At 68.8% G+C, this 14,685-nt stretch carries 14 protein-coding genes and 1 rRNA gene; 5 read left to right on the forward strand and 10 right to left on the reverse strand.

Translation table 11 applies throughout. The features are described from left to right. The first annotated feature begins 228 nt into the window (after positions 1–228). Positions 229–1,395 carry a VLRF1 family aeRF1-type release factor gene (locus tag ABEA67_RS19025; protein WP_345468384.1) on the forward strand — a complete coding sequence of 389 codons (1,167 nt, stop codon included), beginning with the start codon at positions 229–231 and terminating at the stop codon, positions 1,393–1,395. Between the two features lie 65 nt (positions 1,396–1,460). Here ABEA67_RS19025 and rny read toward each other — a convergent pair whose 3' ends face one another. Both rny and ABEA67_RS19035 read right to left on the reverse strand, forming a co-directional pair. Continuing rightward, entirely contained in the window at positions 1,461–3,179 is a 1,719-nt protein-coding gene (gene rny / locus ABEA67_RS19030; protein ID WP_345468386.1) for a ribonuclease Y, read from the reverse strand. Between the two features lie 195 nt (positions 3,180–3,374). Further along, complete coding sequence (locus ABEA67_RS19035; protein WP_345468388.1) at positions 3,375–4,073, reverse strand: hypothetical protein; 699 nt, start codon at positions 4,071–4,073, stop codon at positions 3,375–3,377. Positions 4,074–4,118: 45 nt separating this feature from the next. Between ABEA67_RS19035 and ABEA67_RS19040 the strand changes: the two genes are divergently transcribed. Next, positions 4,119–5,420 carry an amidohydrolase family protein gene (locus ABEA67_RS19040; RefSeq protein ID WP_345468390.1) on the forward strand — a complete coding sequence of 434 codons (1,302 nt, stop codon included), beginning with the start codon at positions 4,119–4,121 and terminating at the stop codon, positions 5,418–5,420. Between the two features lie 3 nt (positions 5,421–5,423). Here ABEA67_RS19040 and ABEA67_RS19045 read toward each other — a convergent pair whose 3' ends face one another. The 6 genes from ABEA67_RS19045 to rpsF form a co-directional block, all read right to left on the reverse strand. Next, on the reverse strand, positions 5,424–6,980 hold the full coding sequence (locus tag ABEA67_RS19045) for an AMP-binding protein (protein WP_345468392.1): 1,557 nt from the start codon (positions 6,978–6,980) through the stop codon (positions 5,424–5,426). A 112-nt stretch (positions 6,981–7,092) separates the two neighbouring features. Continuing rightward, on the reverse strand, positions 7,093–7,827 hold the full coding sequence (locus ABEA67_RS19050) for a dienelactone hydrolase family protein (RefSeq protein ID WP_345468394.1): 735 nt from the start codon (positions 7,825–7,827) through the stop codon (positions 7,093–7,095). 148 nt (positions 7,828–7,975) lie between these two features. Beyond that, positions 7,976–8,416, reverse strand: a complete 441-nt coding sequence (gene rplI / locus ABEA67_RS19055) for a 50S ribosomal protein L9 (RefSeq protein ID WP_345468396.1) — start codon at positions 8,414–8,416, stop codon at positions 7,976–7,978. A 12-nt stretch (positions 8,417–8,428) separates the two neighbouring features. Then, positions 8,429–8,704, reverse strand: a complete 276-nt coding sequence (rpsR, locus tag ABEA67_RS19060) for a 30S ribosomal protein S18 (protein WP_345468398.1) — start codon at positions 8,702–8,704, stop codon at positions 8,429–8,431. 35 nt (positions 8,705–8,739) lie between these two features. Beyond that, positions 8,740–9,648 carry a single-stranded DNA-binding protein gene (gene ssb / locus ABEA67_RS19065; protein ID WP_345468400.1) on the reverse strand — a complete coding sequence of 303 codons (909 nt, stop codon included), beginning with the start codon at positions 9,646–9,648 and terminating at the stop codon, positions 8,740–8,742. 121 nt (positions 9,649–9,769) lie between these two features. Beyond that, complete coding sequence (gene rpsF / locus ABEA67_RS19070; protein ID WP_345468402.1) at positions 9,770–10,078, reverse strand: 30S ribosomal protein S6; 309 nt, start codon at positions 10,076–10,078, stop codon at positions 9,770–9,772. Positions 10,079–10,233: 155 nt separating this feature from the next. Between rpsF and ABEA67_RS19075 the strand changes: the two genes are divergently transcribed. Together ABEA67_RS19075 and ABEA67_RS19080 are read left to right on the forward strand one after the other, a co-directional pair. After that, complete coding sequence (locus ABEA67_RS19075) at positions 10,234–10,737, forward strand: DinB family protein (protein ID WP_345468404.1); 504 nt, start codon at positions 10,234–10,236, stop codon at positions 10,735–10,737. After that, the gene (locus ABEA67_RS19080; RefSeq protein WP_345468406.1) at positions 10,734–11,678 is read left to right on the forward strand and encodes a GNAT family N-acetyltransferase; all 945 of its coding nucleotides are present in this window, start codon (positions 10,734–10,736) and stop codon (positions 11,676–11,678) included. The genes ABEA67_RS19075 and ABEA67_RS19080 overlap by 4 nt, the downstream gene beginning before the upstream one ends. Here ABEA67_RS19080 and ABEA67_RS19085 read toward each other — a convergent pair. Further along, entirely contained in the window at positions 11,662–12,642 is a 981-nt protein-coding gene (locus ABEA67_RS19085; RefSeq protein WP_345468408.1) for a serine/threonine-protein kinase, read from the reverse strand. The genes ABEA67_RS19080 and ABEA67_RS19085 overlap by 17 nt on opposite strands. A 183-nt stretch (positions 12,643–12,825) precedes the next feature. Beyond that, a protein-coding gene (gene prfB, locus ABEA67_RS19090; protein ID WP_345468410.1) for a peptide chain release factor 2 occupies positions 12,826–13,921 on the reverse strand; the annotation gives its coding sequence in 2 pieces (ribosomal slippage) (positions 12,826–13,875 and positions 13,877–13,921; 1,095 coding nt in all). A gap of 677 nt (positions 13,922–14,598) precedes the next feature. Here prfB and ABEA67_RS19095 point away from each other — a divergent pair. Next, positions 14,599–14,685: ribosomal RNA gene (locus tag ABEA67_RS19095) — 16S ribosomal RNA — on the forward strand; the annotation flags it as partial.

The following is a 14,685-nucleotide window of genomic DNA, read 5'->3' on the forward strand; positions in this document are numbered from 1 at the left end:
GTCTGAGATTGGCCCACCTGGTGCGCAAAAGTCTCTCCTTCTGTCGCAAACAGGCCAACCTCGAAACCCTCCTCTGGCTCTTCATCCACCGCTACAACGCGTCATTACCCTGAACCCTCGACCAGCCGTAAGGTGAGCCGCCACCAGAACGTGAACCGGGCTTCAGCAAATCCGCCCCCTCCTGCGGGGAGGTCTTCAGAGAATGGGGGGGCAGAGAAAGGAGCAAACGTGATTACCCGAGCGGATATTCAGCGCATCCAGAGTCTTCCCGACAACGCGATGGTCCTGATGGCCGTCATCGACGTGAATCCCGCCTTGCCCGACAATTCGAGCACGGCCCTCCAGACCCGCGTGAAATCCGGGATGCAGGAGGCGGGCGTTCCCCCCACCGTGATGAACCAGGTGCTGGAGGACCTGCCCACCGCACAGATGCAGAGCGGCAAGAGCGCCTTTTACCTGGTGGGTCAGGATCTGTTCGAGCGCTATGACGTCCAGGCCGACCTGCCCGAGCGTTTTCACTACGGGCGGCCCCTGCGGGCCATGCTCACCAGCGTGCTGGACCTGCTGCCCACGGTCGCCGTGCTGGCGGTGGACCGCGAGTGGGCGCGCCTCTTTCTGCTGCGGCAGGGCGAGCTGACCGAGATCACCCGCGAGGAGAACGTCCGCATCGACAACGGCAAGAGCTGGGATGCTATGGCACAGGGCACCCGCCACGTGCCGGGCACGCCGGGGGCGACGGGCGGGGCGCAGGGCAGCGGCCCGCGCAGCGACAGCAGCGCCGACCTGTTCCAGAACCGGGAGGACGCCGAGCAGCAACGCTTCTACAACGGCATGGTCCGCGAGCTGGGCGACATCCTGCGCCTGGGCAACCTGCGGGAGCTGATTCTGGTGGGGCCAGCCGAGCGCGTCGCCGCCTTCAGGGCCGAGATTCCCGACAAGGCCCCCTTCGAGGTGATCGGGGAAACCAACGTGACTGGCGGCGCGGGCTGGGTGAACCCGAAAGACATCCTGGAAAAAATCCAGCCGATTCTGGAGGACCACCGCCGCCAGACCGAGGAGTTCCTGCTGGGCGAGATTCAGGAACACGGCGTGATGGAGCTGGAGCGTGTGCTGGAGATGGTACAGGAGGCCCGCATCTACCGCCTCGTGATTCCCGAGGACGGCTCGGACTTCCACCTGTACCGCAGCCACAACCGCGAGGTGCCCTACTTCACCGGCAAAAAGGACGTGACCGAAAGCCCCCTCGACGGCAGCCTGATGGAACGCGTGACGCTGGAGGAGGTCCTGCCCGACCTGACGGACCTCTACGGCCTGACCGTCACCCGCCTGCACGGCGACCAGGCGAACCGGCTGGTGCAGGAGTTCGGTGGCGTGGCGGGGCTGCCGCGCTACTGACCCTGACAAGGGGAAGGGGCGGCCCGCCATGTCGCGTGACCGCCCCTTCCTGTCCTTCCTGACCCTTACCGCGCGACTTCCACGGCGCGGCTCTCGCGCACGACCGTCACCTGCACCTGCCCCGGATATTCCATGTCCTGCTCGACGCGGCCGGCGATCTCGCGCGCCAGCAGGGTGGCCTGGGCGTCCGTGACCTTTTCGGGCTGCACGATCACGCGCACCTCGCGCCCGGCCTGAATGGCGTAGGCCTGCTGCACGCCGGGAAAGGCCACCGCGATCTGCTCCAGTTGTTCCAGGCGGCGCACGTAGGCGTCGAGGTCCTCGCGCCGGGCACCGGGCCGCGCCGCGCTGATGGCGTCGGCGGCGGCGACCAGCACCGAGTACAGCGTCTCGCCGTTCTCGGGGTCGTGGTGGTGGGCGATGGCGTCGATGACTTCCGGCGGCTCCCCGAAACGCTTGGCAAGGTTGATGCCGATCTCGACGTGGGTGCCCTCGATCTCGCGGTCGATGCTCTTGCCAATGTCGTGCATCAGCCCGGCGCGACGGGCCAGCGCGGCGTCCAGCCCCAGCTCGTCGGCCATGATGCCGGTCAGGTGCGCGACCTGCACCGAGTGTTTCAGCACGTTCTGGCTGTAGCTGGAGCGGAAGTACATCCGGCCCAGGAGCTGTACCAGCCCCGGCTTGAGGCCCACCACACCCGCCTCGATGGCCGCCTCCTCGCCCTGGGTGTGGATGAAGGTCTTCATCTCGTCCTGGGCCTTCTGGACCATCTCCTCGATGCGGGTGGGGTGGATGCGCCCGTCGGCCACCAGAGCTTCGAGCACGTGCCTCGCTACCTCGCGCCGCACCGGGTTGAAGCTGCTCAGGATGACGGCTTCCGGCGTGTCGTCGATGATCAGGTCCACGCCGGTCAGGGCCTCGAAGGCACGGATGTTGCGGCCCTCGCGCCCGATCAGGCGGCCCTTCATCGCGTCGTTGGGGATGGGCACCACCGACACGCTGAGTTGCGCGCTCGTCTCGCTGGCGCTGCGCTGGACCGCCTGGGCGATCACGGTGCGGGCGGTGCGTTTGGCCTCGGAGGTGGCGCGCTCGGTCATCGCGCGGATGCGGATGGCCTTTTCTTCCTCCAGCTCGGCGTTGAGCTGGCCCAGAATCTGCTCGCGGGCCACCTCGGGGGTCAGGCCCGCGACCTCGTACAGCTTGAGGTCGATCTGGCGGGTGCGCTCGGTGAGGTCGGCTTCCTGCTCGGCCAGGGCGCGCAGTTGCCCCTCCAGGCGTTCTTCCAGCGCGTCGAGCTTCTCGCCCCGCGCGTCGAGCTGCTCGGCGCGGCGGTTGAGGCGCTCGATCTCGCGTTTGAGTTCGTCGCGCTCGCGGCGGGTCTCCTGGCGGTCGGCGCTGAGGGTCTCGCGCTCGCGGGCGGCGTCCTGCAAGGCCCGCGAGCGCTCGGCTTCCGCCTGGGCGCGCAGGGTCTGAAGCTGCTCGCGCTGCGCTTCCAGCCCCTGGCTGATCTGGCGTTCGCGGTCCTCGGCGTCCTGAACCCGGCGGCTGGCTTCCTGGAGGCGCTGATCGGCGTCCTGCAGGCGCTGCCCGGCCTGGTCGCGCGTCTGGCGGGCCTCGGCCTCGGCCTGTGCCCGGATGCTTGCCGCCTCGGTTCGCGCTTCCTGCTGGAGCCGGTCGTCGATGGCGGCCCTCTCTTGCCGCCCGCGTGCCTGCCCCGTCTGAAAGGCGAAAAACCCGACCGCCAGCATCACCAGGAGCGCCAGAATGACGTACAGCATGGTCATGGTGGCCCTTCCTTTCGAGTGAGGCGCACCTGAGCCGCGCAGGCCGGTACGCCCGGAGAAGTGTTGAATCTGTCTGGGTTGAGCTTCTGTGGTTGAGTGAGAACACTCACCGGACAGTCTAGCGCGGGCCGTCTGCCAAACCGTGCCCGGCCGCAGGGCCTGGGCAGTCCCCGGCTCCGGACAGTTCCGCCCCGGTCAGTCCAGGCCTGCCCGCTCCTCCGCCGTCACCGGCACCAGCCCCAGCCGCAGCAGAAAGGGCCGCCCCCGCCCCGCCGCCTCGTGGGCCAGCGTGTTCGGGCGCAGGCGCATCAGCAGCCGGATAAGTTCCACCTGCACCTCGCGCGCCTCGGCCTCGGTCAGGGTCACGGCGGCGTCGGCATGGAGCACCCGCCCCAGCGGCCCCTGGTAGCGCACGCCCGCGTCCACCAGGTCCGCGCCCTGGTAACTCGTGTCGGCCGTCACGTGCCCCTCCGGCGCGAGGTAGAGCCGCACGCCCCACTCGCGCCCGCCGCCCTGCTCGTGGTGCAGCCGCTCGAACTCGCGGAAGAAGGCCGTGTGGAACAGCGCGGCATAGCGCTCAGCCCGGTCGGCTCCCAGCTCGCCCAGCCCCGCCGCCCCCGTCGCGGAGAACGGCACGAAAAAGGCCGGGGCCACCGCCGCGTAGACCCGCACCGGGCGGCCCGCGCGCTTCTGTTCCCGCACCACCCGCAGCAGCCCCGCCGCCCGCAGGGCCAGCACGTCCCGGTGAATGACCCGGAGGTCCAGCCCCAGGTCGCGCGCCGCCCCGGCCACCGTCTGCTCGCCCGCCAGAAAGGCCCCCAGCACCCGCCGTGGGCGCTCCCGCAGCAGCAGGCGGACGGCGGCGGCGTCCGTGACGTTCAGCACGCTACTCACACTTGCAGCTTACGGTGTGAATAGGCGGGAGGGCACGCTGGGGGCATGACCGCTTCCCCCCTGCTGGCCCTCACCGGACGCCTCTTCGACGGTGAAAAGCTCTGGCCCCACGCGATGGTGCTGCTGCGGGGCGGGCGCGTGCTGGAGGTGGCCGAACATCTGCCCCTGCCGGAGGGGACGGAGGTGCTGGACGCCGGGCCGGAGGCCACCATCCTCCCCGGTCTGGTGGACCTGCATGTCCACGCCCGGCCCCACTACGCGCGCTGGTTCCCGGAGGCGGGTGTGACCACCGTGCGCGATGCCGGGAACAGCCTCGACATGCTGGCGGAGTTGCGGGCGCTGGCTTTCACAGGCAAGGGGCCGCATGTGTTCGGGGCGGGAACCATTCTGGACGGCTCCGACAGCATCTTCCGGCACTTCGGGGAAGGGGTGCTGGGCGAGGTGGGCGACCGCGCGGCAGGGGCGTGGGCCATCCACCACCCGGAGGAGGCCAGGGCCGCGGTGGATGCCCTCGCCGCGGCGGGTGTGGAGACGGTCAAGCTGTACGAACAGCTTCCCCCGGCCGCCTACGCGGCGGCGGTGCGGCGGGCGCAGGAACATGGCCTCCCCGTGATGACGGACCTGGGTACCCGCTGGACCCGCGGCCTGAACGGCGCGCAGGTGGATGCCCTGGAGGCCCTGGGCCTGGGCGTCCGCACGGTGGAACATGCCACCGGCTTCGCGCTCGCCTTCCAGCGCCTCGGCTTCGACCCCACCACGCAGTTTCCCGACGAGGGCCTGCTCGACCGGTTCGCGCGGGCGGTGGTGGAGGCGGAAGCGGTGCTGGTGCCCACCCTCAGCGTTCACGAGGGGCTGCGGCAGGCGCGGCGGGCGGACCTGGGCCGGCTGCCGCACGGGCGGCGAACAGGGGAGACCGCCGACAGTCTGCGGGCCATGTGGGACGGGCTGCATGCGGCCACCGCCCCGCTTCAGCCCACCGCGGCGTGGGATGCCCGTCTCGCCGCCGCGCTGACCCGGCGCGTGCTGGACCTGGGCGGGCAGGTCGGCGCGGGCACCGACACGCCGGCAGGGGTGGACAACCTCCCCGGCGGGGGCCTGCACGCCGAGCTGGAACACCTCGTCACCCAGGCGCACCTCACCCCCACCGAGGCCCTGCGCGCCGCGACCGGGACAGCGGGCCGTCTGCTCGCCCAGGGCGGACAGCCATCTGTCGGTGTCCTGCGCCCCGGTGCCCACGCCGACGCGCTTATCGTGGAGGGCGACCCGGCGCGGGACATCATGGCCACCCGCCGTCTGCGTACCGTGGTCCGGGCGGGGCGCGTCTGGACAGTTGGCGTGTCGGCCTGAGCCTCAGTTCACTGCCCGCTCGCGCCCGGCCCACAGTTCATTGCGCAGCAGGAACTTCTGGAACTTGCCGCTGGCGGTCTTGGGCAGGTCCTCGCGGAACACGTAGTGCTTGGGCACCTTGTACCCGGCGAGATGCTGGCGGACATGGGCGCTGAGGTCGTCCGGGCTGGCCTGCTGCCCGGCATGCAGCGCGATAAAGGCGCAGGGCACCTCGCCCCACTTCTCGTCGGGGTGGGCGACCACCACCGCCTCGCGGACGGCGGGGTGCGCGTACAGCACGCCCTCCACCTCCACGGAGCTGATGTTCTCGCCGCCGCTGATGATCACGTCCTTGTTGCGGTCCCGAATCTCGATGCGGCCGCCCGGATGGACCACCGCCACGTCGCCCGTGTGGAACCAGCCGCCCTCGAAGGCTTTCTCGGTGGCCTCCGGGTTGTCGAGGTAGCCGTGCATCACCAGATTGCCGCGCACCATGATCTCGCCCAGTGTCTCGCCGTCGTGCGGCACGGGCGTCAGCTCTGGCGTCATCACCTCGACCTCGCCGGCCAGCAGCATCTCGAAGCCCTGCCTGGCGGTCAGGGCGGCGCGCTCGGGAATGGGCAGCGCCCGCTCGGCCTCCGAAAGTTCGGCCACCGTGATCAGGGGGCTGGTTTCCGTCAGGCCGTAGACCTGAAGCACGTCGAAACCCAGCGCGTTCATGTCCGCGATCGTGCGGGCGTGGGGCGGGCTGCCGGCGGTCGCCACCCTCACCGGGCGGGGCGTGGGCCGGGCACATGCGGGGTCGGTGATCATGCTCAGCACGGTCGGCGCGGCACACAGGTGCGTGACTCCATAAGCCCCAATCGCGTCGTGGATGGCGTCACTCCGCACGGCGGGCAGCGTCACGTGCGTGGCCCCCACCCCGAAGGGACTCCACACCCCGCCCCACCCGTTCGCGTGAAAGTCGGGGAGGGTGTGCAGGTACACGCTGTCCTGGTCGAAGTGCAGGTTGTACAGCGTCTCGACGGCGTTCAGCAGCGTGTTGCGGTGCGTCAGCATCACGCCCTTGGGGCTGCTGGTCGTGCCCGAGGTGTAGTTGATGGTGATGATGTCGTCCTCGTCCAGCGCGGGGAGGGGAAGCGGCGAGGCGTCCTGCGCGTTCAGCCGCTCCTCGAAGTCACTCCCCTCGCCCATCACCCACAGCGGAAGGTCCAGCTCGCGGCAGACCTCCTGCACCCGGGGCGCGAGGGTGGTGTCGGCCAGCACCAGGCGGACCCCCGCGTGCCTGAGTTGAAAGGCGTACTCGGGCGAGGTGAGGCGCGTGTTGAGCGGCACCAGCACATTGCCCGACCAGGGCACCGCCGCGTAGGTCAGCAGGCCCTCGTGGGTGTTGGGCGACAGCACCGCCACCCGCGACCCTGGCGGAATGGCCGCCTGTACCGCGCGGGCCAGGCGATAAAGGCGCTCGCCCCACTCGCGGTAGGTGAAGCTGGGGCCGCCGGGCTGCGTCACGGCCAGGCGGCCAGGGTAGGTCTTGAGGCCGCGCCGGACGAGGTCCAGGGGCGTGAGGGGCGTCTTCATGGGGGCACCTCCGAGGCAGGCTGGGATTTGGTGCCCCTACTCTAGACCCTGGCCGGGAGGGAGGGGCGTTACGCGGAAGGGAACGGGACACCCTGCCGGCGCAGATGCCCGCTCAGCGCAGGTACTCGCGGAAGTAGTTCAGCATGTCGCGCCGCGCGTCCCGGCTGGCGAACGTGTCGGCAATGCGGCTGTCCTTGAGCAGGAAGCTGTGCGGCTCCCCCTGGTAGACGCTCAGCTTGAAGACCTTGTTCGCCGCGTCCAGCTTCTGGGCATAGGCGTAGATACCGGCGATGGGGCTGGGCTGGTCCCGCGTCCCGTGGATGATCAGCAGCGGGGCCGTCAACTGCCCGATGTAGGCACTCGGGGCCTGAGGCTTGGCCGCCGTGCCGCCCTGGTCGGGGAAGCCGTACCAGGCCACGCCCGCCTTGAACTGCTTCATCTGCGGCAGCAGCAGCATGGTGTAGCGCCCGCCCGCGCAGAAGCCGGTCAGCCCGACCGCGTTCATGTTCACGTCCCGCCGCGTGCCCAGAAACTTCAGGCCGTCTTCCACCAGCGCCTTCACCGTCGCGTCGCTGGGTTCCTGCTCGAAGGTCTGCCAGCCCAGCGCCAGCGTGACGAAGCCCGCCGCCGCCAGCTCGTCCACCAGGTCGCGGTAGCCCTGCTCCAGCCCCCGGAAGGAGTGCAGCAGAATCACGGCGGGTTTGGGGGTGGCCGAGGCCGGCGCGGCGAGGTAGCTCTTGTACGCCCTCCCGCCGCTGGTCACGTTCACGTCCGTTCCCCTGACGGCCTGCCCGAGCGCGGCAGTCGAGAGGGCGAGGGCGGCCAGCGTCAGTGTGTGCTTGAGCATGGGGAACCTCCAGCCCCACCGTACCTGGCCCGGCGGAAGGGACCTCTACCGCGCGGCGCAAGATGAGGAATCGCTCAACCCCAGTGGAAAAAGGCCGGCGCAAAAGCAAAAGCCCCAGCCGAAGCCGGGGCCTGCCTGCTGCTGGGGGTTACTTCTGCGCGTGAACCACAAGCTTCATCGGAATGGTGACTTCCGGGTGCGCGCGGTAGGCGATGTCGTACTCGCCGATTTCCTTGACGGTCTTGGGCATGTCGATCCGGCGGCGGTCCACGTCGAAACCGAGCTTGTCGAGTGCGCCCGCCACGTCGGCGTGGGTCACGGCACCGTAGATCTTGCCCTCGCCCGCGCGGACGCTGAGTTCCACGGCCACGCCGTTCAGGCGGCTGGCGAGGTCCTCGGCCTTGGCCTTTTCCTGCGCCTGGGTCTTCTGACGGGCGCGGACCTGGGCTTCGAGGGTCTTCATGTTGGTGGTGGTCGCCGGGGTGGCGATGCCCTGGGGAATCAGCCAGTTGCGGGCGTAGCCGGGCTTGACGTTCACCACGTCGCCCGTCTTGCCGAGGCGACCGGGTTCAAGAAGGATCACTTGCATGGCCCAGTCTCCTTACTTCCGGACCAGCTTCTCGGTGTAGGGCAGCAGCGCAAGCTGGCGGGCGATCTTGATCGTCTGCGAGATGCGGCGCTGGTTCTTGGCCGAGAGACCGGTGCGGCGGCGGGGAAGAATCTTGCCGGTGTCGGAGACAAAGCGGCGCAGCATCTTCACGTCTTTGTAGTCGGTGATTTCCAGTTCCCCGATGGAGAACGGGTCGACCTTGGGCTTGCGGGGGCGCTTCGGCCCCTTGCCGCGCGGCTTGCGCTCGGCGTTGTTCGCTTGCGTCATATGGGTTCCTCAGTGCCTGCCCTGCCCAAAACGGGTCAGAACGGCAGGTCTTCTTCTTCCGGCGGGAAATCGTCGAGACCTTGATCAATATCCAAGCCCCCCGAACGGGTCCCCGTGGTCGCCGCCCGTGCAGGTTGCGCCCGGCTCGCGCCGTAGCTGCCCTGCGACTGGGGACGCGCCTGACTGCTCGCGGTCTGCGTGCGAGGTCCGGCGGGGGTGGCTGCGGCACTGCCGGTGGCCGCGCCTCGGGACAGGGCTTCGACTCGCGTCGCCTCTACTTTGGTGCTGTTGCGCTTGTTGCCGTCACGGTCGGTCCAGCCCTCGTTGACCAGTCGGCCCTGCACCAGGACGGGATCGCCCTTTTTCAGGTCCTTCATGGCCTCGGCCAGGTCACGCCACAGGGTCACGTCGATCCAGTGGGTCTTTTCCTGCTTCTGCCCCTGACGGTCCTGCCAGGTCTCGTTCACGGCCAGGCCGAGTCCGAGCACGGCGTCTCCGGCGGGGGTGTAACGCAGTTCGGGGTCGCGGGTCACGTTGCCGATCACCAGCACCTCGTTCATGCCGCCCTGCATGCGAACGCCGCCTCCGGCATCCTGCACCAGTTCGGGGGCATACCCGAGCTGCTCGATGCGCCCGGCCTTGACCTTGACCATGCTGCGCTTGCCACCTTCCGGCGCTTCCCACTGGCTGTAGTCGAGATTGCCCTCGACCAGCACGGGGTCGCCGCTTTTCAGGCTCTTTTCGGCCTGCCACTCGGCGGGTTTGCCGAGGATGGAGACGCGGTGGTACCAGGGGAGGGTGCGCTCGCGTCCGTCGTTGCCGACCACGTGATCCTCACCGGCGACGGTCGCCTCAAAGACGGCCACACCGCTGGGCGTGTAACGGAGTTCGGGATCGCGGGCAAGGACGCCGATCAGGTAAACGTGGTTCATGCCTCGGGCCATAACAGGTTCTCCTTCGTAAGCTGGCGAGTGACTGGTACTTCTGCGTTGCAGGCGGGGTTGGCCCTTGCGGGTTGACCTGAGAATAACAGGCTGCGGCCATTACGTCAATGACGTAATCAGCTCAGGCCTTCTTGGTCTTCCACTCCGGGCGGTCCCTGACCACCAGGATACGGCGCACGTTGTCGCGCAGGCGCAGGGTGGCGGCGATGTCCTTTTCAGGGTTGCCACCGGCCCGGATGGTGTACATCAGGTAGTAGCCCTCGCGGTCCTTGTCGATGGCGTAGGCCATGCGGCGGTTGCCCACCTCGTCGAGGTTGGCGAGTTCGGCCCCCGCGTTGCGCAGGGTCGTCTCGATGTAATCCTTCTCGATTTGCACCTGCTCGGCGCTGAGGTTGGGGTTCAGGATCAGGTTCAGGTCGTACTGGTTCATAATTCACCTCGCTTTCCGCCGCTCCCTGGCAGGATGGAACCGACAAGCCGGAACCTCGCCGGGCGGCGCAACTGGTAACTGTAGCAGAGCCGGGCCACGGATGCCAGAGCCAGGTGGACCATTCCGGCCCCGCACCTGCCCCATTACGCTGGGGCATGAGTGAAGAACAGCAAGGCTGGCTGGAAGGCATCCTCGACATCCTGAAAGAAGCCGTGGAGGGCGGCACCCCCGGTCAGAGCACTGCCTTTCTGGACGGGACGAAGGCCGACGGGAGCGGGAATCACGGCCTGCTCGCCACCCTGGACGGGCTGAGTGCCGCGCAGGCTAGCCGGGACGTGAACGGTTCGACCGTCGCCGGGCATGCGCGCCATACGGCCTTTCATATGGAGGTCATCGTGCGCTGGGAGCGCGATGGCGACCGGGGGCCGTTCGACTGGAAGGGCAGCTTTTTGCCCGCACAGGTGGACGAGGAGGAATGGGCGGCGCTGCGTGAGCGGGTCCGGCGGGCCTACGAGGACCTGCTGGCGTTTGCCCGGACCCAGGCCGACGCCCCGGCCAGCGGGGACGCGGTGGGTGGCCTGACGGGAGCCGTCGCGCACGTCGCCTACCACCTGGGCAGCATCCGGCAGATGGTGAAGGCGCTGGAGACGCAGACGTGAGGCCCCGCCCCTACACCGATACCGACGCCCCAGCCTGGGCCGACCTGACGGGACGGCTGACCGGCCGCCGCGTCACCGCCGAGAGACTCCGCGAGGAGGACGCCCGGCGGGACCCCACGCACCTCAGCCGCCGCTGGGTCATGGAGGAGGGGGGAGAGGTGCGGGGCCTGGCCCACCTGTATTTCTTCCCCTTCGACCCGCCCGGCTTTCTGCATGCCAGCGTGCTGGTGGCTCCCGAGAGCCGGGGCCGGGGTGTGGGCCGCGTTCTCTGGGAGGCCGTCGAACAGGCCGCGCGGGAAGCCGGGGCGTCCGGCTTGGTGGCCGACGTGGGCGACACTGACCCGGAAAGCCTGGCCTGGGCCGAGCGCCACGGCTTCCGGCAGCACGCCCACCGCTTCGCCTCCGAGCTGGACCTGACCACCTTTGATGAAACGCCGCACCGGGAGGCACTCGCCCGCGCGGAGGCGCAGGGCGTGACCTTCACGGACCTGGGCGGCGCGGACGCGGCCACGCTGAAGCGGTACCTGAACTTCTTCGCGGACCGCCTGCCCGAGACGCCCGACCTCGCCGGGCATCCGCGCTGGCCCCTGAAGCAGGTGCGGGAGACGCTGCACCTGGACCACAACCCGCGCCCCGACCGGCTGGTTCTGGCGGTGGGGCCGGACGGCGAGTGGCTGGGCACGACCGCGATGGTGGCCTATCCCGGCCTGGCCTACAACGAGCTGACTGCCGTGCATCCGCGGGCGCGGGGACGGGGGCTGGCCCTACCGCTCAAGCTGCACGTGATTCGCCGGGCACGGGCGGCGGGCCTGCCGGTCATGCGGACCAACAACCACAGCCGCAATGCGCCGATGCTGGCCGTGAATGAACGGCTGGGGTTCGAGAGGCGGCCCGGCCGGTACGAGCTACACCTGCCGCTGGGCGCTACTTCCGCCGTTTGAAGGGATTCCAGCGGGAACCGTTCCGCTCAGCCGTGGGCGGCGCTTCGGCGGGGGCCACGGCTGCTGGCAAGCGCGGGGCAGCCGGACCGTGACGCCCCATCTGGCGGGCCGGGACGGCGGGTGGGGTGGGGGACATCTCCTGGGGGCTGGCCTCCTCGTCCGGTTCGCCAAGGGCGGCCAGCAGGGCGCGGCGCAGGTCGCCCGCCGTCGGCCGGTCCTGGGGCCGCTTGGCGAGGGCGCGTTCGGCCAGGCGAGCCACCGGGCGCGGCACCTGCGGATTCAGGTGGGACAGCGGTGTGGCGAAGCTGTTGAGGTGCGCCGCCATCAGGGCCTCGTAGGTGTCGCCCAGGTGGGGGCGCTGGCCGGTAAGAAGTTCATAGGCCAGCACGCCGAGGCTGTACACGTCGCTGGCGGGGCTGCTGCTCTCGCCGTGGTAAATCTCGGGGGCCATGTAATAGGGACTGCCGCTCGACTGCCCCCCCTGCGTGATGAAGTAGGTGCTGCCCAGGTCGCCCAGCGCGGCGCGGCCCAGGTCGTCGACGTACACGTTCTGCGTCTTCACGTCCTGGTGAACTGCGCTCAGCCCGTGCAGGTAGGTGAGGCCCGCCGCCACGTCGGCCAGGATGCGCAGGGCTTCTTCCAGCGGCAGTTTCTGCCCGCCCCGCCCGGCCAGCACGTCGCTGAGCGTGCCCGCCGGGTAATGGCGCAGCGCCACGAAGGCCTTCGGGCCGAAGGCGGTCCCGGCATACCCCTGCACCACGTGCGGATGCCGGAACTGGAGCGTGAGCCGCACCTCGTTGCCGAAGCGTTCGGCGGCCTCCTTGTCGCGCAGCGTCTCTTCCAGGGGAACTTTCAGGGCCACCTGCCGCCCCTGCGCGTCCTGAGCCAGATGGACCAGAGCCGTATGCCCGCGCCCCAACAGGTGCAGGAGTTTGTAGCCGGGAATGGAGCGTTCTGGAGTCATAACGGTAAGAAGGAACGGCGCTGTTCCTGGCAGGTCGCCTGACCCCGCGGAGTCACGCACTGTCCCCAGTCTAGCGGCATTCTGTCACCCAAATCTGTCTGGCGGGAGCGGGTGGAGCCACCCACAAAAAGAAGCGGAGGAGCGTCCTTGCCCCTCCAGCTTTACTCGGCCCGGCGTTCCGGATTATTCCTCGTCGCCCGCGTCCTCGGCGGCACGTTTCCCGGCCAGCCATTCCAGCCCGGCCCACATCAGGTCGTCGAGGTCGCCGTCGAGCACGTCGTCGGGGTTGTGCTTCATCACGCCCGTGCGGTGGTCCTTGATGTACTGCTTGTCCAGCACGTAGGAGCGAATCTGCGATCCCCACTCGATCTTCTTCTGCTCGCCGCGGGCCTTGGCCTCCTCCTCCTCGCGCTTGCGCATCTCGATGTCGTAGAGGCGCTGCTTGAGAATCTGGAGGGCGATCTCGTGGTTCTTGATCTGCGAGCGCGTCTGCTGCGAGGCCACCGCGATCCCCGTAGGAATGTGCGTCAGGCGCACCGCCGAGTCGGTGGTGTTCACGCCCTGTCCGCCCGCGCCCTGCGAGCGGAACACGTCGCGGCGCAGGTCGGAGTCGGGAATGTGGATGTTGATTTCCTCTTCCGGCACCTCCGGCACCACGTCCACCGACGCGAAGGAGGTCTGGCGGCGGTTGTTTGCGTCGAAGGGCGACACCCGCACCAGGCGGTGAACGCCGTGTTCAGGAGCCATCATCCCGAAGGCCTTGTCGCCCCGGATGATGAATTCGATGCTCTGGTAGCCCGCCTGGTCGCCCGGTTGCTCGTCGATCAGATCCACCCGGTAGCCCCGGCGCTCGGCCCAGCGCATGTACATCCGCGCCAGCATCCCCGCCCAGTCCTGCGCCTCGGTGCCGCCCGCGCCGCCCTTGACCCGCATGATGGCGGGCACGTCGGCGTGCTTCATGGTAAAGAGCGTCTCGCGGTACAGGTCGTCCACCCGCGTCTGAATGGACGCCTGTTCCTCGGCCAGCATCTCGCGTTCCTCGTCGCTGGCGATCTCCAGCATTTCGCTGAGGCCGTCCGCGTCCGATTGCAGCGTCCGGTAGTCGTCCACGATGCGGCGCAGGCTCCCGGCCTCCTGCGTGACCTGGCGGGCGCGGCCGGCGTTGTTCCAGAGTTCGGGGTCGCTGAGTTCGCGGTCGAGTTCGTTCAGTCTGCGCGTCTTGCCGGGAATGTCAAAGGTACTCCCGGAGCGACGCCAGTTTTTCCAGCAGTTCCTGCACGGCGTGTCTCCCTTCCGCGCTACCCCCGTTGAGCGGGGCGCGGGCATATGCCGCCCCGGAGTATAGGGAGCGCCGGGGCACAGATGCGGGGGCGGCTGTTCCATTCCGGGGCGACCGCGCGGCATGAGCCTGCACAGTGGGGAATGGGTGACGTGCCTGGAAGTCCGCGAGTCTTTGCTGCGGGGCGAACTCAACGTGTTGACCCGCCACTGGTGGGGGAAAAGGGCGCGTGGGTGGACCTGTACGACCGTGAGGGCAGGCTCGCCGGTCCGCCCTCCTCCATGCGGTTCCTCCACGCCTGCTCGAACTGATGCAGCCCGAGGTCTTCCGGAGACTGCTAGCGACCTGAACAGGTACTTGACCTGCTCCCCACTTGGGCCTCCTCAGTTCCCCGCAGGCCTTCCCACGCAGGTTTTTCATTGTTTGTGCAGAGGAGGGATGGGGGGAGTTGACAGGATGGGGGAGGGGGTGTATCTTTTCTGAGCCTCAAGCGAGGCGGGCAGCATGACAGGTGAAGAGATGCGAGAGCAGGGCCACCTGACAGGGTGGGACGAGCGGAAGTCTTTAGGGATTTCTCCAGACTCGTGAAGAGCCGCGAGGCTCAGAGACACCAGGCTTCGGCCTGGGGTGAACACATATCAACGAACGGTCCGCGAGCGGACCGACGCTTGAGCCATTTTATGGAGAGTTTGATCCTGGCTCAGGGTGAACGCTGGCGGCGTGCTTAAGACATGCAAGTCGAACGCAGTCTTCGGACTGAGTGG

It is taken from the genome of Deinococcus carri, from assembly GCF_039545055.1.
Classification (GTDB): domain Bacteria; phylum Deinococcota; class Deinococci; order Deinococcales; family Deinococcaceae; genus Deinococcus; species Deinococcus carri.